Below are 19,381 nucleotides of genomic sequence, written 5' to 3' on the forward strand. Positions count from 1 at the left end.
CCGTTGCTCCGGACGCTACGCCGCGCCTCCGACACGTCGGCGTGCGCGACACGCCGCCGGTGTGATCCGCAACACGATGTTCACCCGGCGGTCGTCACCGGGTCGCCCGGGCCGCTCCCGGCGGCGGCGCCCGGGCGGGGCGTCACTGGCCGTGCCGGCGCTCCCGGGCGGCGTAGTCGCGGACCGCGCGCAGGAAGTCGACCCGCCGGAAGTCCGGCCAGTAGACCTCGCAGAAGTAGTACTCGGAGTGCACCGACTGCCACAGCATGAAGCCGCCGAGCCGCTGCTCCCCCGACGTGCGGATCACCAGGTCGGGGTCGGGCTGCCCCTTGGTGTACAGGTGGTCGGCGATGTGCTCGACGTCGAACGTCGCCGCGATGTCGTCCAGCGTCGCGCCCTCGGCGGCCCGCTCGCGCAGGTACGACCGCACCGCGTCCGCGATCTCCCGGCGGCCGCCGTAGCCGATCGCGACGTTGACGTGCAGGCCGCGCACGTCGGCCGTGGCGGACTCGGCGTCGCGCAGCGTCGCCCGGGTGTGCTCCGGGAGCAGGTCCAGCGAGCCGACCGCCTGCAGCCGCCAGCGCCGGGTGGCCGCGAGCTCGCGCACGGCGTCCTCGATGATGCCCAGGAGCGCGTCCAGCTCCTCGGGATCGCGGCTCAGGTTGTCCGTCGACAGCATCCAGAGGGTGACGACCTCGACGCCGACCTCCTCGCCCCAGGCCAGCAGGTCCGCGATCCGGTCCGCCCCGCGCCGGTGCCCGGTCGCGGTGGACTCGCCGAGCTGCCGCGCCCACCGCCGGTTGCCGTCCAGGATGACGCCGACGTGCCGCGGGACCCGGTCGCGGGGCAGCGAGGCGGCGAGGCGGCGCTCGTACAGCCCGTAGAGCGGGTGGGGCAGGCGCACGCGCGGGTCTCCTCATCATGGGCGGCTGGCGTGCTCACGCTACCGCTCGCGAGCGGCCCGGCACCGCGCGTCCCGCGCTCCCCCCGAGGAGGATGGGTGAAGGCCGTGCGACCGGTGCCGGGCCCTCAACCTACGCACCCGTAACCTACGCATTCGTAGGTTAGGCTCGGCGGCGTCGCGCGCCTGCCGCGACGCCGCACCGCCGGTGCGCCGCACCACCGCGAGCACGAGGGAGGACCCGCGTGGACGTCACCGAGACCGCCGAGCAGATCGCCGACGCCGTCAAGCCCCGGTTGCGCGGCTGGATCCACGCGGGCATGTTCCCGGTGGCGACCGTGGCCTCGGTGGTGCTGGTCGTGCTCGCCCCCACGGCGCCGCTCACGATCGCCAGCGCGGTCTTCGGGCTGGCCGCGATGCTGCTGTTCGGCACGAGCGCCGTCTACCACCGCGGCACCTGGTCCCCGCGGGTCGCCGCGGTCCTGCGCCGCATGGACCACACCAACATCTTCCTGGTGATCGCCGGCACGTACACGCCCCTGGCGGTCGCGCTGCTGCCCGCGTCGACCGCCCGGACGCTGCTGATCATCGTGTGGACCGGCGCGCTGGTCGGCCTGCTCGCGCGCGTGTTCTGGCTCGGCGCGCCCCGCTGGGTCTACGTGCCGGTGTACGTCGCGCTCGGCTGGGTAGCCGTGTGGTTCCTGCCCGCGTTCGGGCGCGCCCCCAACGGCGGCGCCGAGGTGGTGTGGCTCGTCGCCCTCGGCGGCCTGGCGTACACGGTCGGCGCGGTCGTCTACGGGCTCAAGCGACCCAACCCCAGCCCGCGGTGGTTCGGGTTCCACGAGGTGTTCCACGCGCTCACCGTCGTCGGGTTCTCCTGCCACTACGCGGCGGCGGCCCTGGCGGTCCTGCGCTGACCCCCTCTTGGGGCAACTACGGTGGAGACATGACCGGCACCGTGCAGCGCACCCCCGACCCCTCGGCCCTGCCCGACCCGGCCGAGCTCCGCACGCTCATGCGCGACATGCGCCGCCTCGCGCTGACGTACAAGTTCGGCATCGACGAGGTCATGACCAAGATCGCGATCCTGCGCGACGAGTTCCGGCACATGGCCAACTACAACCCGGTCGAGCACGTCGGCTCCCGGCTGAAGTCGTTCGAGTCGATCGTGGCCAAGTGCCGGCGCAAGGGCATCCCCCTGACGCCAGCCGACGTCCAGGCGCAGATGTTCGACGTCGCCGGCGTCCGGGTGACCTGCTCGTTCGTCTCGGACATCTACCGGGTGCGGGACATGCTCGTCGGGCAGGCCGACCTCACGCTGCTCGAGGAGCGCGACTACATCGCGCACCCGAAGCCCAACGGCTACCAGTCGCTGCACCTCATCGTGCAGGTGCCGGTCTACCTGTCCGACCGCGTGGAGCAGGTGGTCGTCGAGATCCAGCTCCGCACCATCGCGATGGACTTCTGGGCGAGCCTCGAGCACAAGATCTTCTACAAGTACGGCCGGCAGGTGCCCCGGCACCTCACCGACTCCCTCAAGCTCGCCGCCGACGTCGCCGCCCAGCTCGACGCCTCGATGGAGCGGATCCACGACGAGGTCCGCGCGCTCGCCGGCGACGACGAGGCGGTCGAGCACGCCGAGGCGGTGCTCACGCCCGAGGAGCTGCTCCGCACGTTCTGGCCCCCGCCGGACCCGAGCCTCGACGCGGAGGGCCGTCCGCGGGGCTGACCCGCCGGAACCGGCCACGCCGGAGCCCTCGACCCGGCAGACTCGTCGCGGACCAGCACCGCGAGCCAGGGGGCACGAGCGCATGACCGGCACGAACGACACCACCCGGGTGCTCGGCACGCTCGTCGGCCTGGCCGCCGGGGCCACCGGGATCGGCTACTGGGTGAACGGGCTCACGGTGCCGCTGGCGCGGGTCGCGGTCCGCGTCGCCCCGGACGCGACGGCGGTGCCGGGCCTGTCCGGGGGCGCCACGCTCGCGCCCGTCACGACCACCGCGGAGCTGACCCTCTGGGGCGTCGACGGCGGGGACCGGGTGGTCACCCGGCTCGGCCTCGTGCTGACGCTGCTGCTGGTCGCCGCGACCGCCTTCGTCCTCGTGGCGCAGGCCCGCCGGTACGCGTTCTACGGCCCCGCGTGGCTGCTCGTGCCGTCCCGGCTGTCGACCTGGGCCGGCCTGCTCATCGCCGCGCTCGGCGTCCTGCCCGCCGCGGGGGCCTGGGTGGCGTCGAGCACCGTGCTGGTGCTCGCCGGTTCGCCGAAGGGGCTCTCGCCGGTGGTCGACCTGCAGCCGGGCTGGGTCGTGGCCGGCCTCGGCTACCTCGCGGTCACGCGCGCGGTACGCCGGGCGGTCCCCCTGCGACCCGCCCCGGCGGCACCGTGCGCCTGACCCGGACCCCGCGCGACGGCGTCAGACCGCTGGGACCACGCGGTACCGGCGGTTGACCAGGGACGGGTTGGCCGCACGCACGTCCCGCAGCGCCTCCGGGTCCAGGTCGACCGTGCGCAGCTCGGGCTCCTCGCCGAGCTCCAGCCCGACCACGCCGTCGGGGCCGACGACGAGCGAGCGCCCGGTGACGCCCTTCCCGGCCTGGCCGACCGCGACCACGACGGCGGTGTTCTCGATGGCCCGCGCGATCGCCAGCGTCCGCCAGTGCTCGGCCTTCAGCGGGCCGGACGCCCACGCGGCCGGGACCACCAGCACGTCCGCGCCGGCGTCCACCAGGCGGCGCGCCGACTCGGGGAACCGCAGGTCGTAGCACGTCAGCACGCCGAGCCGCACCCCCGCGACGTCGAGCGTCAGCGGCGGGGCGTCCGCCGGTCCGGACTCGAGCCGCTCCGACTCCCGGTGCCCGAACGCGTCGTACAGGTGCACCTTGCGGTACACGCCCGCGAGCGCGCCGTCGGGACCCACCGCGACCACCGCGTTCACCGCGCGCTCCGGGTCCGCGCCCGGCAGCGTCGTGCCCGCCAGGACCGCCACGCCGGCCGCGGCCGCGCGCTCGCGCAGCAGCGTGACGAACGGTCCGTCCAGCGGCTCGGCGTGCTCCGGCCCGGTCCCGCGCGGGTCGAAGCCCGAGGCGTACTCCGGCAGCACCAGCACGTCCGCGCGGGCGCGGCCCGCCGTGTCGAACGCCCGGCGCACCACCTCGCGGTTCGCGTCGTGGTCGTCGCTCACCCGGAGCTGGCCGACCGTGACACGCACCGCCGGGCGCACCGGTGGCGGGGTGGTCACGCCGGGCCCCGCGGCGGGGTCGCCCCGGGGGCGCCGGTGGCGTCCGGGTCGTCGTCCGCCCGGGCGGACGGGGACGCGGTGCCCGACGGGGTCGCGGCGGACGTGCCCGCCGCTCCGGCGGACGTGCCCGCCGCTCCGGCGGACGTGCCCTCCTCGGCCTCCCGCAGCCTCCGCGCGTTCCGGTCGACGACCCGCAGGTGCCGCACCATCGAGAACCCGAGGAGGATCACCGCCGCCGCGGCCGCGAACGTCACCAGGAACCCGAGCAGCCCGGGCGACGTCTGGTCCTCCGGCGGGATCTCGATGCTCGACGGCGAGGGCGACGGGTCGACGGCCGCGGCCACCGCACCCCAGCCCTGCAGCAGCGTCCCGTGCGCGACCGCCAGCAGCCCCGTCACGCGATCGCCTCCCGCACGCCGGCGAACAGGTCGTCCTCCGGCAGCGTGGTCGGCACGCGCGACTCGGCGAGCTCGAACTCCTCGGTCGGCCAGACCTCGAGCTCCAGGTCCCGCGGCATCGCGAAGAAGAAGCCCTCCGGGTCGATCTGGGTCGCGTGCGCGCGCAGCGCCGCGTCCCGCGCGTCGAAGTGCTCGTGCACGTCGACCAGCGTGGTGACCTCGCGCTCGGGGATCTCCCGGGCGGCCCGGGACTCCACCCACTCGCCGAACGGCGACTCCAGGCCGCGCTCGACCAGCGCCTCGTGCGCCGCGCGGATCCGGGCCATCGAGAACCCGTGGTTGTAGTAGAGCTTCAGCGGCTCCCAGGGCTCGCCGGCCCCGCGGTACCGCTCGGGATCACCCGCGGCGTGGAACGCCTCGAAGGCCACCCGGTGGCACATGATGTGGTCGGGGTGCGGGTAGCCGCCCGTCGGGTCGTACGTGGTGATGACGTGCGGCCGGAACTCCCGGACCAGCTCGACCAGCGGGCGGGCCGCCTCCTCCAGCGGCTGCAGCGCGAAGCAGCCCTCGGGCAGCGGCGGCAGCGGGTCGCCCTCCGGCAACCCCGAGTCGACGAAGCCCAGCCAGTGCTGGCGCACGCCGAGCGCGGCGGCGGCCGCGGCCATCTCGGTGCGGCGCACGGCGCGCATCTCCTCGATGCCGCCCTCGACGGGCGGGTGGTGCGGGTTCAGCACGTCGCCGCGCTCCCCGCCGGTGCAGGTGACGACGAGGACGTCCACGCCCTCCGCGGCGTACCGGGCGGTCGTCGCCGCCCCCTTGCTCGACTCGTCGTCCGGGTGGGCGTGCACCGCCATCAGGCGCAGCTGCTCGGTCACGGTGTGATGTCGTCCTCTCCTCGTCGCCGGTGCGGCACCCGGCGCGAGACAATGGTCGCACCCCGACGACTCCGCGCGGCCCGGCGCGCGACCCCCTCACCCAGGAGCGACACGTGACGGCGACCCCGACCCCCGCCCCCGAGCTCCCCGCCGGGCGCTACGGGAAGCCCGCAGGGCCCGGCCGCCGACGCGCCGCCCGCGTCGCGATGATCGCGCTCGGCGTCCTGGCCGTGGCGGTCGCGGCGTGGCTCGCCCTCGCGGGGGACGGCCTCACCTGGAAGATGGTCGGCTTCCGCGTCGACGGGCCGACCAGCACGCAGGTCACGTTCGACGTGACCAAGGACGCCGACGCGACCGTCACCTGCCGCGTGCAGGCGCTGTCCGAGTCGTACGCCGAGGTGGGGGTGCAGACCGTCGAGGTCGGGCCCGCCGGCACCGCGACCCAGCGCGTGACCACCACCGTCCCCACGAGCGAGCTCGCGGTGTCGGCGGTCGTGGAGTCCTGCACGGCGGGCTGACCGGCGCGCAGGGGCGAGGACCACCCGCACCGGACCCGGCCAGTTGCTATGCTTGCCGATTCATACGCCGCCCCCGGTCCGACGTCGCCCGATGTCACCGCAGGTCGACGCGACCGCGAGGGAGACGGCATCCCCGTTCATCGCTCGGGCCCGCGCACGCCTGGCCGGGGTCACCGACGGCGCGACCCGGACGGGCGCGCGACACGCAGGAAGGAGTGGACGTGACCGACACGACGCAGGCCGCCACCTGGCTGACGCAGGAGGCCTACGACCGCCTCAAGGCAGAGCTCGAGCACCTCGAGGGCCCGGGACGAGCCGAGGTCACCGAGCGGATCGCCGCCGCGCGTGACGAGGGCGACCTCAAGGAGAACGGCGGCTACCACGCCGCCCGCGAGGAGCAGGCCAAGCAGGAGGCCCGCATCCGCGAGCTCAAGGAGAAGCTCCGCAACGTGCAGATCGGCACCCCGCCGGACGACGGCGTCGTCGAGCCGGGCATGGTCGTGACCGCCGTGGTCGCCGGGGACGAGATGACCTTCCTGCTCGGCTCGCGCGAGATCGCCGGCAGCGCCGACATCGAGGTGTTCTCCCCCACGTCGCCGCTCGGCGCGTCCATCAACGGCCGCAAGGTCGGGGAGAAGGTGTCCTACACGGCACCCAACGGCCGCGACATCCCGGTCGAGATCACGGACGCGAAGCCCTTCGCCGGCTGACGCACCGCGCCGCGGCGCACGCACGAGGGCCCCGACCGGATCGCCGGTCGGGGCCCTCGTGCGTGCGGGTCGGGTGTCAGACGGCGCACTCGCAGACCAGGTTGTACTCCACGACCTGCTCGCCGTCCTCGGGCCGCGCGAAGGCCTCGGCCTCGGCGCGGGACGCGAACCGGCGCCCCGCGAGCCTGCCGTCGGCGAGCAGCACCCCCACCTCGATCTGCGTGCGCGGGTCGACCCAGCCGCCCGTCGTCGCAGCCGCCGGGTTGGTCGTCGTGCTCGTCACCGTGGTCCCCTCTCGTCCGTGGGCCCGCACCGGCCCTCGCGAGGTACAACACCGCCGCTCCCCCGCCCATGCCCGTCCCCTCGCCCTGTGCCGCCCCGACCCGCACGCCGAGCGGGTGCGCGACGCGTCGAGGGGGTAGTCGGCGACTACTCGCTCGACGTGTCGGCTGCCCGCCCGTCGCCGGCGCGCCCTCGGCGCGGCTGCCCGGCTCAGGCGTAGAAGCCCTCGCGCAGGGTGATGCCGTGCTCCAGCCACACCTTGAGCGCCGCGAGCATGCCCGTCCAGCCCTGGCAGTTGCCGAACGCGCCGCGGGCACCCTCCGGCGTGAGCCGCCAGGCGGCCTCGGAGATGGTGACGAGCGTGCGCGTGCCGTCGTCGACGGGCTCGAGGTCGAAGGTGGTCGTGGTGGCGCCGGACCCGTCGGCCGTCGCGTCGGCCGCCCACCGGATGACCAGCCGGCGCGGCGGCTCCGCCTCGACCACGGTGACCGGGAACCGCCCCGGGAAGTCGTGGAAGTCCCAGGTCACCTCCGCCCCGGTCTCCAGCCGGCCGCGCGCCCCGCCGGTCGCGAAGTACCGGGACAGCTGCTCGGGGTCGGCGATCGCCTCGTACACCTCCGCGCACGGGCGGGCGATCCGGCCCGACACGGTGAACCGGAGGTCCTGCAGCGCGTCGTCGCTCATGTTGTAGTTTTACAACGTGTTGGCCGACCGCGACAACCCCCAGGACGACCTCGTCTTCAAGGCGCTCGCCTCACCCGCGCGGCGCCGGATGCTCGACGCCCTGCGCGACGGACCCCGCACCACCGGCGAGCTGTGCGCGGCGCTCCCGGAGCTCGACCGCACCACCGTCCTGCAGCACCTGCGCGTGCTGGAGCGGGCGGCGCTCGTCGACGGCCGGCGGGTCGGCCGGGAGCGGCACCTCACCCTGGCACCGCTGCCGATCAAGCGGATCCACGACCGGTGGATCAGCGGCTACGCGGCCGCCGCGGTCGACCTCCTCGACCGCCTCGACCGCGGCGCCGAGCGGTCCTGAGCCGCGCGGCGCCTCAGTGCTCCGCGAGGCGGAAGCCCGAGTCCCGGAGGTGCTGCAGCACCCGCGCGCAGTGCTCGGGGCCCTTCGTCTCGACCTGCACCTCGATCTCGACCTCGTCGATCTCGAGGTCCACACCGGTCCGCACGTGCGACACGTGCATGACGTTGCCGCCGGTCGTCGCCAGCTCGCGCAGCAGCGCCGCCAGCGCCCCCGGGGTGTCGTGCACCCGGACCCGCAGCTGCAGGTACCGACCCGAGACGGCGAGGCCGTGCCGGACGACCCGGAGCAGCACCAGCGGGTCGATGTTGCCGCCGGACAGCAGCACCACCACCGGCCCCTCGAGCTCCCCCGGCGCCGCCATGACCGCCGCGACGCCCGCGGCGCCCGACGGCTCCACCAGCAGCTTCGCCCGCTCGGCGACCAGCAGCAGCGCGCGGGACAGGTCCTCCTCGGAGACCGTGCGCACCTCGCAGCGGTGCTGGTGCAGCAGCGCGAACGGGACCGCACCCGGCGTGCCGACCGCGATGCCGTCGGCCATCGTGTGCAGCTCGGGCGCGGCGACCGGCTCCCCCGCGGCCAGCGACGCCGGGTACGCGGCGGCCCGCGCGGCCTGCACCCCGATCACCCGGACGTGCGGCGCGACCTCGGCCACGACCGCCTGGATCCCCGCCGCCAGCCCGCCGCCACCGAGCGGCACGACGATCGTCCGGACGTCCGGCACCTGCTCGAGGATCTCCAGCGCGAGCGTGCCCTGCCCCGCGACGATGTCCTCGTGGTCGAACGGGTGGATCAGCACCCGCCCGGTGCGCTCCGCCTCGGCGCGCGCCTGGACGAGCGCCTCGTCGACGCTGCGGCCGTGCAGCCGGACCTCGGCGCCGTACTCCTTGGTCGCCGCGATCTTCGGCAGCGCGGCGTCCACCGGCATGTAGACCACCGCGTCGATGCCCAGCAGCTGGGCGGCGAGGGCCACGCCCTGGGCGTGGTTGCCGGCGCTGGCCGCGACGACGCCGCGGGCCTGCTCCTGCGCCGACAGCCGGGCCATCCGCACGTACGCCCCGCGGATCTTGAACGAGCCGGCGCGCTGCAGGTTCTCGCACTTGAGCAGCACCGGGACGCCGGCGATCTGGGACAGCGCGCGGGAGGACTCCACCGGGGTGCGGGTCGCCACGCCCGCCAGCAGGCGCGCGGCAGCGCGGGCGTCGTCGAGGAAGGTCACCGGTGCATCATTCACGATCCGGCCGTCGTGCCCCGTGGGCCGCGCCGCGCACCTCCCGCCCCGCGCGCGCCGCCGGGCTCCAGCCCGGCCACCGGGTCGCCGTCGCCCGCGCCGGCCCGCACCCGCCCGCGTCCGGCGCCGCGCCGACGACCGAACGCCCCCGGCGGCCGCAGCGTCACGTGGTCGTCCGTGCCGAGCTCGGGGAACTTGTCGTGCCCGTGCAGGTACAGCACCACCGTGTTGAGCACCGCCGCGATCGGCACCGCGAACAGGGCGCCGACGATGCCGGCGGCGAGCGAGCCCGCGGCCACCACCAGCAGCACCGCCACGGGGTGCAGGGACACGGCGTGGCCCATGAGGAACGGCTGCAGCACGTGACCCTCGATCTGCTGCACCAGCAGCACCACGCCGAGCATGATCAGCGCCACGACCGGGCCCTGCGCGACGAGCGCGACGAGCACGGCCACGGCGCCGGTCGCGATCGCGCCGACGATCGGGATGAACGAGCCGACGAACACGAGCGTCGCGAGCGGCACGGCCAGCGGGACGCCCAGGATCGCGGCGCCGATGCCGATGCCGGTGGCGTCGACGAACGCCACCAGGATCTGCGTGCGCGTGTAGCCGGACAGCGTGACGATGCCGCGGCGGCCGGCCTGGTGGACCCGCTCGCGCACCGACACCGGCAGCAGGCCGACCAGCCAGGTCCAGATCGTCCGGCCGTCGAGCAGGAAGAAGAACGTGCAGAACAGGGTGATGAGCGCGCCCGCGGCGACGTGGCCGACCGTCGTGGTGACGGACAGCGCGCCGGACACCAGGGTGCTCGCGTTCTCGCTGATCTGGTCGCGGCCCTGCTGCACCAGGTCGTCGAGCTGGTCGGTGCTGAGGCCGAGCGGGCCGTCCGACAGCCAGGCCAGCGCCTCGTCGACGCCCGCGGACGCCCGGTCGTACAGGTCGCCGAACCCGCTGGCGATCGACCGCCCGGCGAGCGCGACCAGGCCCGCCACGACCGCGAGCAGCAGCAGCACCGAGGTGATCGCCGCCAGCCCCCGCGGGAACCGCAGCCGCGCGTCCAGGAACCGGGCCACCGGCGCGAGCAGCACCGTGAGCAGCAGCGCGATCGCCACCGAGACGACGATGACCTTGAAGAACCCGACGATCCACAGGCCCGCCGCGGTGGCCGCCGCGATCAGCAGGAACCGCCAGGACCACGCGGCCGCGGCTCGCACGGAGGGCGCCACCGACTGCTCGGCGCTCCATCCCGCCGGGGCGTCCCCGGCGGACAGGTCGCCCTCGTGCAGCACCGGCGCCGGGGTGGCCGGGTCGCCAGGGCGGGGGCCGCCCCGCCGACCCCGGCGCGGGGTGGTCATGCCAGCGCCCGGGCCAGATCGGCGAGCAGGTCGGCCTCGTCCTCGATGCCGACGGACAGGCGGACCAGGTCGTCCGGGACCTCCAGGTCGGTGCCGACCACGGAGCCGTGCGTCATCCGAGCCGGCAGCTCGATGAGCGACTCGACGCCGCCCAGCGACTCGGCGAGCGTGAACACCTGCGTCCGGGCGCAGACCCGCGCGGCGCGCTCGGCGCTGCCCACGCGGAACGACACCATCCCGCCGAAGCCCGACATCTGCCGGGCGGCGACCTCGTGGCCGGCGTGGCTCTCGAGCCCCGGGTAGATGACCTGCGGGACGTCGTCGCGCGCCTCGAGGAACGCGGCCACGGCGGCGGCGTTCGCGCAGTGCCGGTCCATGCGCACCGCGAGCGTCTTGAGCCCGCGCAGCGTCAGCCACGCGTCGAACGGGCCCGCCACGGCACCCGAGGCGTTCTGGTGGAACGCCACCGCGTCCGCGAGCGCCGTCGTGCCCGTCGGCCCGTCCAGGCCGACCGGCAGCTGCGCGCCGTCGGCGACCACGAGCGCGCCGCCGACGACGTCGGAGTGCCCGCCGATGTACTTCGTCGTCGAGTGCACGACCACGTCCGCGCCGAGCGCGATCGGCTGCTGCAGGTACGGGGTCGCGAACGTGTTGTCGACAACGAGCACCGCGCCGGCCGCCGCGGCGTGGGCCGCGAGCGCCGGGATGTCCGAGATGCCGAGCAGCGGGTTGGTCGGCGTCTCCACCCAGATGAGCTTGGTCTGCCCCGGGCGGATCGCGGCGAGCACCGCGTCGGCGTCGGACAGGTCGACCGGGGTGTGCTCGACGCCCCAGGGGCCGAACACGCGGGCGATCAGCCGGTACGTGCCGCCGTACGCGTCGTCCGGGACCACCACGTGGTCGCCGGGCCGCAGCACCGCACGCAGCAGGGTGTCCTCCGCGGCCAGCCCGGACGAGAACGCGAAGCCCGCGCCGCCGCCCTCCGCCGACCGCAGCGCCTCCTCCAGCGCCGCTCGCGTCGGGTTGCCCGACCGCGAGTACTCGTAGCCCCCGCGCAGCCCGCCGACGCCGTCCTGCTTGTACGTCGACACCTGGTAGATCGGCGTCACCACGGCTCCCGTGGCCGCGTCGGGGTCCTGGCCCGCGTGGATCGCGCGCGTCGCGAACCCGGCGGACGACCAGTCGCCGTGGTCCGTGTGCTGGTCGAGGTCGCCCGTGGCGGCCAGGGTCGGGGTGCTGTCGTTCGCGTCCGTCACGTGCCCAGGCTAGGCCCCCGCCCCGGCCGGTCGCGCGCGGGAACACGCGGGCCCGCGCGCGGGTTGAGAGCGTCGACCCGTGGAAGGGAGTCACGATGAACTGGCTGTTCGGATCCGCCCTCAAGTCGACCATGGTCGAGCCGGAGCGCGCGCTGAAGGGGCACGAGGGCTACACGTACCCGGTGCCCGCCACCCACACGGTGCTCGGCACGCCGCTGCAGGGCCCGTGGCCCGAGGGCACCCGGACGATCGTGCTCGGCATGGGCTGCTTCTGGGGCGCCGAGCGGATCTTCTGGCAGCTCCCCGGCGTCGTCAGCACCTCGGTCGGCTACCAGGGCGGGTACACGCCCTACCCGACGTACGAGGAGACGTGCACCGGCCTCACCGGGCACGCCGAGGTGGTCCAGGTCGCCTACGACCCGGCCGTCGTCTCGGACGCCGACGTGCTGCGCACGTTCTGGGAGTCGCACGACCCGACGCAGGGCTACCGGCAGGGCAACGACCGCGGCACGCAGTACCGGTCGACCGTCTACACGACGACGCCCGAGCAGGCCGTCGTCGCGGAGGAGACCCGCGCCGCGTACCAGCAGCGGCTGACCCAGGCCGGGTACGGGGAGATCACGACCGAGATCCGCACCGCGGACGAGGCCGGCCCGTACTACTACGCCGAGGACTACCACCAGCAGTACCTGGACAAGAACCCGAACGGGTACTGCGGCATCGGCGGCACGGGCGTCTCGTGCCCGCGCGCGCTCGACGCCTGACGCTCGCCCCGGACGGCCCGGTCCCCCGCGCGGGGGGCCGGGCCGTCCTGCGTCGGGGACGGTCCGCACGGCCCTTCCCCCCGCCGAGATAGGACCCGCGCGCCGAGATAGGTCCCTGGAGGGCCCTATCTCGGACGGAAAGTCCTATCTCGGCGCAGGTGGCGGGGCTAGCGTGCTGGGCATGGGCGTGAGCAGGGGCGCGCGGGAGCGGCACCGGGAGGACCTGCGGGGGCTGCTCGGGGACCCCGCAGCCGTGCGGGCGCACCTCGCCGCCGGGTCCGGGCTGCCCGGGCCGCGGTCGAACCTCGAGCTGCTCGGCGCGTTCGCCGACGTCGCGCCGGTCGACCTGGTGCTCGCGCTCGCCGACGACGCCGACGAGTGCCTGCGCTGCTGCGGGACCGACGGCGTCGGCCGGCTCGTGCTCGAGGCGGCCGCCGGCGACCGCGGCCCCCTCACCGCCCTGCTGCGCGCGCGGGCCGCCGACGAGTCCTGGCGGGTCCGCGAGGCCGCCGCGATGGCGCTGCAGCGGATCGGCGACGCGGAGCCCGGCACCCTGCGGGCCCTCGTCGCCGCCTGGGTCGCCGACCCCGACCCGCTCGTGCGGCGCGCGGCGGTCGCCGGCGTGTGCGAGCCCCGCCTGCTGCGCGACCCGGCCACCGCCGCGTCGGCCCTCGACGCGTGCGCCTCCGCCACCGCGTCGCTCGCCGCGCTGCCCGCCGAGGGACGCCGCGCGCCCGACGTCCGGACGCTGCGCCAGGCGCTCGGGTACTGCTGGAGCGTCGCCGTCGCGGGCGCCCCCGCCGCCGGGCTGCCGCGGTTCGCGGCGCTGCGGGCGTCCGACGACCCCGACGTGGCGTGGGTCGTGCGGGAGAACGAGAAGAAGACCCGCCTGCGCCGGCTGCTCGCCCCGCGCGCCGAGTGAGCACGCGACACGTCGAGCGCGCATCCCGCGGATGCACGCTCGACGTGTCGGCTGCCCTCTCGGCGGCGCCGGCCGGCACGGCGCGCGCCGGCGGGCACGGCGCGCGGCGGCCGCCGCCGGCCGCGGGTCAGGCGGCGGTGGCGAACGCGCGGAGCGCCATCTGCACCGCGTGGTCGAACAGCTGCTCCCGCTCGTCGGCGGTCAGCTCGTTGGGCTGGAACGTGAAGTCGGAGATCGACAGCAGCGCCAGCGCCTTGGCCCGCTCCCGGTCCGCCACCGCGTACAGGCCGGCGGCCTCCATCTCGACGGCCAGCGTGCCGTGGTCGATGAGCGCCTGCGTGCGCTCGGGGCGGTTCGAGTAGAACGAGTCCGACGTGAACACCGCGCCGGCCTGCGCGCGGGCGCCCGGCACCTCCGCGGCGGCGGCGAACGCGGCGGCGGCCAGGCCGAAGTCGGGCACGTGCGAGTAGTGCACGCCGGCGATGCGGTGCTCGCTGACCCCGGAGTCGGTGTGCGCGGCGGTCGCCACGACGACGTCGCCGAGCTCCAGCGTGCGCGCCATGCCCCCGGCGGTGCCGATCCGGATGATCCGCTGCACGCCGTAGAACCGGAACAGCTCGGTCGCGTAGATCGAGATGGACGGCACGCCCATGCCGGAGGCCATCACCGAGACCGGGCGGCCCTGCCAGGTGCCGGTGTACCCGAGGATGCCGCGCACCTCGGTGACCAGCCGCGCGTCCTCCAGGACGGTCTCCGCGATCCGGGTCGCCCGGCGGGGGTCGCCCGGCATGAGCACGTCGGGGGCGAAGTCACCGGGCTGGGCGGAGATGTGCGGGGTGGGCATGACGGGCTCCTGGGGTCGTGGCGGGGGCGGACGCGCAGCCGCCGCCCGGCCCGGTGCGGGCTCGGGCGGCGGCCGAGGTGGTGCGGGGTGCCGGTGTCAGTGCGTGCCGACGATGTCGACGACGAACACCAGGGTGTCGCCGCCGCGGATGCCGGCCTGCGGCACGCCGCGGTCGCCGTAGCCGAGGTGCGACGGGATCGACAGCAGGACGCGCGAGCCGACGGGCTGGCCGACGAGGCCCTCGTCCCAGCCGCCGATGACGGCGCCGACGCCGATCGGGAAGCTGATGGAGGAGCCCCGGTCGTAGGAGTTGTCGAACACGTGGCCGCCCCACGTCTGGCCCAGGTAGTGGACCTCGAGGTCGTCACCGGCCTCGACGAGCGCGCCGTCGCCGGGCGACAGCACGACGACCTCGAGCTCCGCGGGGGCGTCGCCCTCCGGGAAGGTCAGGGTCGGCTTCTCACCGAACGAACCGGTGGCCTCGGGCAGCGTGGCGGACATGACGACTCCTCGATCGGGTGCGGCGTACTGCCCCATCCTGCACGGTGCGCTCCCCGGCTCGCGAACGCGCCCGGGTTACGGTCGTCCCGGCGGACGACGGGCGTCCGCCGGGACGGGAGCACCGATGTCGCTGACCACCTGGGCCGGGAACCTCACCTACGCCGCCGCGCGCGTGCACGAGCCGCGCACGGTCGAGCAGGTGCAGGAGGTGGTGGCGGGCGCGCGGCACGTGCGCGCGCTGGGCACCCGGCACTGCTTCAACGACCTCGCGGACACGCCGCACGACCTGGTGCGGCTCGACGGGCTGGACCCGGACGTCCGGGTGGACGCGGCCGCCCGCACCGTGACCGTGTCGGCAGGCACCCGGTACGGGACGCTCGGGCAGGCGGTCCACGCGCAGGGCTGGGCGCTGCACAACCTCGCGTCCCTGCCGCACATCTCCGTCGCCGGCGCGGTGGCCACGGGCACGCACGGGTCGGGCGACCGGTCCCGGAACCTCGCCGCCGCGGTCGCGGGCCTGGACCTGGTGACCGCCGACGGCTCGCTGCGGCACCTCGCGCGCGGCGACGCGGACTTCCCCGGCGCGGTCGTCGCCCTCGGGGCGCTCGGCGTGGTGGTGCGGGTGACCCTCGACGTCGAGCCGACGTACGACGTGGCGCAGGAGGTGCACACCGACCTGCCCTGGGACGCCGTCCTGGAGCACCTCGACGAGATCACCGGCTCCGCCGACTCGGTCAGCCTGTTCACCGACTGGGCCGGACCCGCCGTCCGGCAGGTCTGGCGCAAGACGCGCGTGGCGCCCGGCACGGCGTACGAGCCGCGTGCCGAGCTGTTCGGCGCCCGTCCCGCCCCCGGCCCGCTGCACCCGCTGCCCGGCATCGACCCGGTGAACTGCACCCAGCAGCTCGGCGTCCCGGGCCCGTGGCACGAGCGGCTGCCGCACTTCCGGCTGGACTTCACGCCCAGCAACGGCGACGAGCTCCAGACCGAGTACCTGGTCCCCCGCGCGCACGCCGTCGAGGCGATCGAGGCGATGCGCGGCCTGGCGCCGCTCGTGGCCCCGCTGCTGCAGGTCGCCGAGATCCGCACCATGGCCGGCGACGACCTGTGGCTCAGCGGCGCCGAGGGCGGCGACCGGGTCGGCCTGCACTTCACCTGGCTGCCACGGCAGGCCGAGGTCGAGGCCGTGCTGCCCCGGATCGAGGCCGCGCTGGCCCCGTTCGGCGCCCGGCCGCACTGGGGGAAGCTGTTCGCCTCGGTGGGTGCGCCGGGCTCCGACCCGCGGGCGCTCTACCCGCACCTGGAGGACTTCCGGGCGCTGGTGGCGCGGACGGACCCCGACGGCACCTTCCGGAACCCGTTCGTGGACCGGCACGTGCTCGGGCTCGGCTGACCCGCCCGGCCCGGTGGCGGGGCCCCCGGCGGGGGGCGCGCCACCGGGCCGGCGGGGTCAGCGCGCCAGGAACGCCAGCAGGTCGTGCCGGGTCAGGACCCCGACGGGCTGCCCGTCGTCGACCACCATCAGCGCGTCGTGCTTCTGCAGCGCCTCGCGCGCCGACTGCACGGACTCCCCCGACCCGATCAGCGGCAGCGCGGCGGCCATGTGCCGGTCGACCCGGTCGGACAGCGACGCCGACCCGGAGAACACCGCGTCCAGCAGCTCGCGCTCGGAGACGGACCCGGCCACCTCGCCGATCTTCACCGGGGGCTCCGCGCCGACGACCGGCATCTGCGAGACGCCGTACTCCTGCAGGATCTCGATGGCGTCCCGCACGGTCTCGTTCGGGTGCGTGTGCACGAGCGCCGGCACGCTGCCGTCCTTGGTGCGCAGCACGTCCGCGACGGTCGCGCCGGCCTCGGTGTCGAGGAACCCGTACGACCGCATCCACCGGTCGTTGAAGATCTTCGACAGGTAGCCCTTGCCGCTGTCCGGCAGCAGCACGACGATGATCGCCCGCGCGGCCGCCGCCGGGTCCTCCTCCTCGAGCCGGCGCGCCAGCCGCAGCGCCCCCTCGACGGCCATGCCGCAGGAGCCGCCCACCAGCAGGGCCTCCTCGCGGGCCAGGCGCCGGGTCATCGCGAACGAGTCGGCGTCGGACACGGCGATGATCTCGTCCGGCACGGACGGGTCGTACGCGGCGGGCCAGAAGTCCTCGCCGACGCCCTCGACCAGGTACGGCCGCCCGTCGCCGCCCGAGTAGACCGAGCCCAGCGGGTCGATGCCGACCACGCGCACCGGGCCGCCGTCCGCCGCGGCCCGGTCGGCGGACGCGTCGTGCAGGTACCGGCCGGTGCCGGTGATGGTGCCGCCGGTGCCGACCCCCGCGACGAAGTGCGTCACCCGGCCGTCGGTGTCCGCCCAGATCTCCGGGCCGGTCGAGGCGTAGTGGCTCGCCGGTCCGTTGACGTTGGCGTACTGGTTCGGCTTCCAGGCGCCCTCGATCTCGGTGACCAGGCGGTCGGAGACCGAGTAGTAGGAGTCCGGGTGGTCCGGCGGCACGGCGGTCGGGGTGACGACGACCTCGGCGCCGTAGGCGCGCAGCACGTCGCGCTTGTCCTCCGAGACCTTGTCGGGGCAGACGAACACGCAGCGGTAGCCCTTGCGCTGCGCCACCAGGGCCAGCCCGACGCCGGTGTTGCCGCTGGTCGGCTCGACGATCGTCCCGCCGGGGCGGAGCTCGCCCGAGGCCTCGGCCGCCTCGATCATCCGCAGCGCGATCCGGTCCTTGGCCGAGCCGCCGGGGTTGAAGTACTCGACCTTGGCGAGGATCGTCGCGGACAGGCCCTCGGTCACGGCGTTGAGCCGGACCAGCGGGGTGCCGCCGACCAGCTCGGAGATGTGCTGCGCGTACTTCACGGGTCTCCCAGGAGGCGAAGGGACGGGACGGGCGACCGCCCCGGGCCTCCCAGCCTAGGTGTCAGGTGACGGTGCCGACGTGCCAGGGGATGAACTCCTCCACCCCGATGCCGAGCTCCTCGCTCGCGGTCGGCTCCCCCGAGGCGACGGCGAGGATCCGGTCGAACAGCTCCTGACCCACGTCCGCCACGGTGCGCGCGCCGTCGGCGATCGGCCCCGCGTCGAGGTCCATGTCCTCCGCCATGCGCTCGTACACCGCGGTGTTCGTGGCCACCTTGATCGACGGCGTCGGGCGGCAGCCGAACACCGACCCGCGGCCGGTGGTGAACACGACGACGTTCGCCCCGCCCGCGACCAGCCCGGTGACCGACACCGGGTCGTACCCCGGCGTGTCCATGAACACGAGACCCCGGTGCGGCGCCATCGGCTCGGCGTACCGGTAGACCGCCGCGAGGTCCGCCTGGCCGGCCTTGGCGACGGCGCCGAGCGACTTCTCCAGGATGGTGGTCAGCCCACCGGCCTTGTTCCCCGGCGACGGGTTGTTGTCCAGCGACCCCTGCCCCGCGGCCGCGTAGCCCTTCCACCACTCGATCCGGTCGAGGAGCTGCGTCGCCACCCCGGCGTCGACCGCGCGGCGGGTCAGCAGGTGCTCGGCACCGAAGACCTCGGGGGTCTCCGCGAGCGCCGAGGTGCCGCCGTAGGCGACGAGCCGGTCGCTCGCCCAGCCGAGCGCCGGGTTCGCGGTGATGCCCGAGTAGCCGTCGGAGCCGCCGCAGTTGAGGCCCAGCACGAGCTCGCGGACGTCGACCTCCTCCCGCCGGCAGCGGTCGAGCTCCGGCAGCATCGCGCGGACCTCCTCGACGCCCGCCCGCACCGCCGCCCGCACGCCCCCGACCTCCTGGATCGTCAGGCTCCGCACGACCGTGCCCTCGGGGATCGCCGCGAGCAGGTCGGCGCCCGCGGGCTCGCGGGCGGGGGCGCCGAGCGACGGCATGCCGAGGAACGCCTCGGCGCCGGTGCGCGCGGACAGCTGCGCCGGCAGGAGCATCTCGCACCCCAGGCCCAGCACGAGCACCGCACCGATGTTGGGGTGCGCCGCGTACCCGCGCAGGGTGCGCAGCAGCAGCTGACCGCCCTCGCTCTCCGGCACCATCCCGCAGCCCGACTGGTGGGTCAGCGGGAGCACGCCGTCCACGTGCGGGTACGCCGCGAGCGCGCTCGCCGGGAACTCCGCCGCGATCATCCGGGCGGTCGACGCCGAGCAGTTCACGCTCGTCAGGATCGCCAGGTAGTTGCGCGTGCCGACCCGTCCGTCCGACCGGCGGTAGCCGCGGAAGGTCGGGCGCGGACCGTCCGGCACGGGCAGCACGGTGCGTGCGCCGCCGAGCTCGTGCCGCCGCTGCCCCTCCTCGTACCCGAGGTTGTGCGCGTGGACGTGCGCACCGGGCGCGATGTCCGCGGTGGCGACCCCGATCACCTGGCCGTACTTGCGCACGGCCGCGGCGGTCGCGACCGGCCGCAGCGCGATCTTGTGGCCACGCGGTACCCGGTCGCGCACCCGGACGGCCGGGCCCGCGGCGGGCGCGGCGTGCTCCCCCGGGGCGAGGTCGCGGGTCGCGACGGCGACGTCGTCGCCCTCGCGGAGCACCAGCAGGTCGGGTCGGGTCGTCATGGGGCGGGCCTTCCGTCGGT

General features: G+C 75.4%; 22 protein-coding genes. 9 read left to right on the forward strand and 13 right to left on the reverse strand.

Annotated elements, in window-relative coordinates; translation table 11 throughout:
- Positions 1-142: 142 nt before the first annotated feature.
- The gene (locus MHY85_RS08490; RefSeq protein ID WP_239195465.1) at positions 143-904 is read right to left on the reverse strand and encodes an isoprenyl transferase; all 762 of its coding nucleotides are present in this window, start codon (positions 902-904) and stop codon (positions 143-145) included.
- 242 nt (positions 905-1,146) lie between these two features.
- Between MHY85_RS08490 and MHY85_RS08495 the strand changes: the two genes are divergently transcribed.
- The 3 genes from MHY85_RS08495 to MHY85_RS08505 all read left to right on the forward strand — a co-directional run bounded on the left by MHY85_RS08495 (position 1,147) and on the right by MHY85_RS08505 (position 3,297).
- Entirely contained in the window at positions 1,147-1,818 is a 672-nt protein-coding gene (locus MHY85_RS08495; RefSeq protein WP_239195467.1) for a hemolysin III family protein, read from the forward strand.
- A gap of 29 nt (positions 1,819-1,847) precedes the next feature.
- Positions 1,848-2,630 (forward strand): GTP pyrophosphokinase family protein, encoded by a 783-nt coding sequence (locus MHY85_RS08500; RefSeq protein WP_239195469.1) that lies wholly within the window; start codon positions 1,848-1,850, stop codon positions 2,628-2,630.
- A gap of 82 nt (positions 2,631-2,712) precedes the next feature.
- Complete coding sequence (locus tag MHY85_RS08505; protein ID WP_239195470.1) at positions 2,713-3,297, forward strand: hypothetical protein; 585 nt, start codon at positions 2,713-2,715, stop codon at positions 3,295-3,297.
- Positions 3,298-3,318: 21 nt separating this feature from the next.
- On the opposite strand, the gene MHY85_RS08510 is transcribed toward MHY85_RS08505, so the two are convergent.
- The 3 genes from MHY85_RS08510 to mca are packed head-to-tail and all read right to left on the reverse strand — an operon-like array spanning position 3,319 to position 5,395.
- Positions 3,319-4,143 (reverse strand): carbon-nitrogen hydrolase family protein, encoded by an 825-nt coding sequence (locus MHY85_RS08510; protein ID WP_239195472.1) that lies wholly within the window; start codon positions 4,141-4,143, stop codon positions 3,319-3,321.
- Positions 4,140-4,541, reverse strand: coding sequence for a hypothetical protein (locus tag MHY85_RS08515; protein WP_239195473.1), 402 nt, complete (start codon positions 4,539-4,541; stop codon positions 4,140-4,142). Before MHY85_RS08515 ends, MHY85_RS08510 begins: the two co-directional genes overlap by 4 nt.
- The gene (gene mca / locus MHY85_RS08520; RefSeq protein WP_239195511.1) at positions 4,538-5,395 is read right to left on the reverse strand and encodes a mycothiol conjugate amidase Mca; all 858 of its coding nucleotides are present in this window, start codon (positions 5,393-5,395) and stop codon (positions 4,538-4,540) included. Before mca ends, MHY85_RS08515 begins: the two co-directional genes overlap by 4 nt.
- A gap of 134 nt (positions 5,396-5,529) precedes the next feature.
- Here mca and MHY85_RS08525 point away from each other — a divergent pair, with 134 nt between their 5' ends.
- Both MHY85_RS08525 and greA read left to right on the forward strand, forming a co-directional pair.
- Positions 5,530-5,934 carry a DUF4307 domain-containing protein gene (locus MHY85_RS08525; protein WP_239195475.1) on the forward strand — a complete coding sequence of 135 codons (405 nt, stop codon included), beginning with the start codon at positions 5,530-5,532 and terminating at the stop codon, positions 5,932-5,934.
- Positions 5,935-6,155: 221 nt separating this feature from the next.
- Entirely contained in the window at positions 6,156-6,644 is a 489-nt protein-coding gene (greA, locus tag MHY85_RS08530) for a transcription elongation factor GreA (RefSeq protein WP_158372900.1), read from the forward strand.
- A 76-nt stretch (positions 6,645-6,720) separates the two neighbouring features.
- Here the strand turns inward: greA and MHY85_RS08535 are convergent, their stop codons facing one another.
- Complete coding sequence (locus MHY85_RS08535; protein WP_239195477.1) at positions 6,721-6,927, reverse strand: hypothetical protein; 207 nt, start codon at positions 6,925-6,927, stop codon at positions 6,721-6,723.
- Between the two features lie 209 nt (positions 6,928-7,136).
- Positions 7,137-7,610 (reverse strand): SRPBCC domain-containing protein, encoded by a 474-nt coding sequence (locus tag MHY85_RS08540; RefSeq protein ID WP_239195483.1) that lies wholly within the window; start codon positions 7,608-7,610, stop codon positions 7,137-7,139.
- Positions 7,611-7,626: 16 nt separating this feature from the next.
- Between MHY85_RS08540 and MHY85_RS08545 the strand changes: the two genes are divergently transcribed.
- The gene (locus tag MHY85_RS08545) at positions 7,627-7,962 is read left to right on the forward strand and encodes a helix-turn-helix transcriptional regulator (protein ID WP_239195488.1); all 336 of its coding nucleotides are present in this window, start codon (positions 7,627-7,629) and stop codon (positions 7,960-7,962) included.
- Positions 7,963-7,975: 13 nt separating this feature from the next.
- On the opposite strand, the gene ilvA is transcribed toward MHY85_RS08545, so the two are convergent.
- From ilvA to MHY85_RS08560, 3 genes are all read right to left on the reverse strand, one after another.
- Positions 7,976-9,178 (reverse strand): threonine ammonia-lyase, encoded by a 1,203-nt coding sequence (gene ilvA, locus MHY85_RS08550; protein ID WP_239195490.1) that lies wholly within the window; start codon positions 9,176-9,178, stop codon positions 7,976-7,978.
- Positions 9,179-9,189: 11 nt separating this feature from the next.
- The gene (locus MHY85_RS08555; protein ID WP_374233258.1) at positions 9,190-10,479 is read right to left on the reverse strand and encodes an AI-2E family transporter; all 1,290 of its coding nucleotides are present in this window, start codon (positions 10,477-10,479) and stop codon (positions 9,190-9,192) included.
- A 62-nt stretch (positions 10,480-10,541) separates the two neighbouring features.
- The gene (locus tag MHY85_RS08560) at positions 10,542-11,771 is read right to left on the reverse strand and encodes a cystathionine gamma-synthase (RefSeq protein WP_239195515.1); all 1,230 of its coding nucleotides are present in this window, start codon (positions 11,769-11,771) and stop codon (positions 10,542-10,544) included.
- Between the two features lie 125 nt (positions 11,772-11,896).
- On the opposite strand from MHY85_RS08560, the gene msrA reads away from it, so the two are divergent.
- Complete coding sequence (gene msrA, locus MHY85_RS08565) at positions 11,897-12,565, forward strand: peptide-methionine (S)-S-oxide reductase MsrA (RefSeq protein WP_239195492.1); 669 nt, start codon at positions 11,897-11,899, stop codon at positions 12,563-12,565.
- Positions 12,566-12,746: 181 nt separating this feature from the next.
- Positions 12,747-13,487: a HEAT repeat domain-containing protein gene (locus tag MHY85_RS08570; protein ID WP_239195496.1), complete on the forward strand. Its 741-nt coding sequence runs from the start codon at positions 12,747-12,749 to the stop codon at positions 13,485-13,487.
- A 127-nt stretch (positions 13,488-13,614) separates the two neighbouring features.
- On the opposite strand, the gene deoD is transcribed toward MHY85_RS08570, so the two are convergent.
- Together deoD and MHY85_RS08580 are read right to left on the reverse strand one after the other, a co-directional pair.
- Positions 13,615-14,331 carry a purine-nucleoside phosphorylase gene (gene deoD / locus MHY85_RS08575; protein ID WP_239195498.1) on the reverse strand — a complete coding sequence of 239 codons (717 nt, stop codon included), beginning with the start codon at positions 14,329-14,331 and terminating at the stop codon, positions 13,615-13,617.
- 96 nt (positions 14,332-14,427) lie between these two features.
- Positions 14,428-14,832, reverse strand: coding sequence for an FKBP-type peptidyl-prolyl cis-trans isomerase (locus tag MHY85_RS08580; protein WP_154729024.1), 405 nt, complete (start codon positions 14,830-14,832; stop codon positions 14,428-14,430).
- A 124-nt stretch (positions 14,833-14,956) separates the two neighbouring features.
- On the opposite strand from MHY85_RS08580, the gene MHY85_RS08585 reads away from it, so the two are divergent.
- Complete coding sequence (locus MHY85_RS08585; protein ID WP_239195504.1) at positions 14,957-16,225, forward strand: FAD-binding protein; 1,269 nt, start codon at positions 14,957-14,959, stop codon at positions 16,223-16,225.
- A 57-nt stretch (positions 16,226-16,282) separates the two neighbouring features.
- On the opposite strand, the gene MHY85_RS08590 is transcribed toward MHY85_RS08585, so the two are convergent.
- Both MHY85_RS08590 and MHY85_RS08595 read right to left on the reverse strand, forming a co-directional pair.
- Complete coding sequence (locus MHY85_RS08590) at positions 16,283-17,689, reverse strand: cystathionine beta-synthase (RefSeq protein WP_239195506.1); 1,407 nt, start codon at positions 17,687-17,689, stop codon at positions 16,283-16,285.
- A gap of 61 nt (positions 17,690-17,750) precedes the next feature.
- Positions 17,751-19,361 (reverse strand): UxaA family hydrolase, encoded by a 1,611-nt coding sequence (locus MHY85_RS08595; RefSeq protein WP_239195508.1) that lies wholly within the window; start codon positions 19,359-19,361, stop codon positions 17,751-17,753.
- Positions 19,362-19,381: the final 20 nt, after the last annotated feature.

Source organism: Cellulomonas sp. ACRRI (genome assembly GCF_022346185.1).
Classification (GTDB): Bacteria; Actinomycetota; Actinomycetes; order Actinomycetales; family Cellulomonadaceae; genus Cellulomonas.

Excerpts from the sequence above, each read along its gene's own strand:
- MHY85_RS08500 (WP_239195469.1), top strand. The coding sequence starts at position 1,848 with ATGACCGGCACCGTGCAGCGCACCCCCGACCCCTCGGCCCTGCCCGAC.
- MHY85_RS08505 (WP_239195470.1), top strand. The coding sequence starts at position 2,713 with ATGACCGGCACGAACGACACCACCCGGGTGCTCGGCACGCTCGTCGGC.
- mca (WP_239195511.1), bottom strand. The coding sequence starts at position 5,395 with ATGGCGGTGCACGCCCACCCGGACGACGAGTCGAGCAAGGGGGCGGCG.
- MHY85_RS08540 (WP_239195483.1), bottom strand. The coding sequence starts at position 7,610 with ATGAGCGACGACGCGCTGCAGGACCTCCGGTTCACCGTGTCGGGCCGG.
- msrA (WP_239195492.1), top strand. The coding sequence starts at position 11,897 with ATGAACTGGCTGTTCGGATCCGCCCTCAAGTCGACCATGGTCGAGCCG.
- MHY85_RS08570 (WP_239195496.1), top strand. The coding sequence starts at position 12,747 with ATGGGCGTGAGCAGGGGCGCGCGGGAGCGGCACCGGGAGGACCTGCGG.
- deoD (WP_239195498.1), bottom strand. The coding sequence starts at position 14,331 with ATGCCCACCCCGCACATCTCCGCCCAGCCCGGTGACTTCGCCCCCGAC.
- MHY85_RS08580 (WP_154729024.1), bottom strand. The coding sequence starts at position 14,832 with ATGTCCGCCACGCTGCCCGAGGCCACCGGTTCGTTCGGTGAGAAGCCG.
- MHY85_RS08585 (WP_239195504.1), top strand. The coding sequence starts at position 14,957 with ATGTCGCTGACCACCTGGGCCGGGAACCTCACCTACGCCGCCGCGCGC.
- MHY85_RS08595 (WP_239195508.1), bottom strand. The coding sequence starts at position 19,361 with ATGACGACCCGACCCGACCTGCTGGTGCTCCGCGAGGGCGACGACGTC.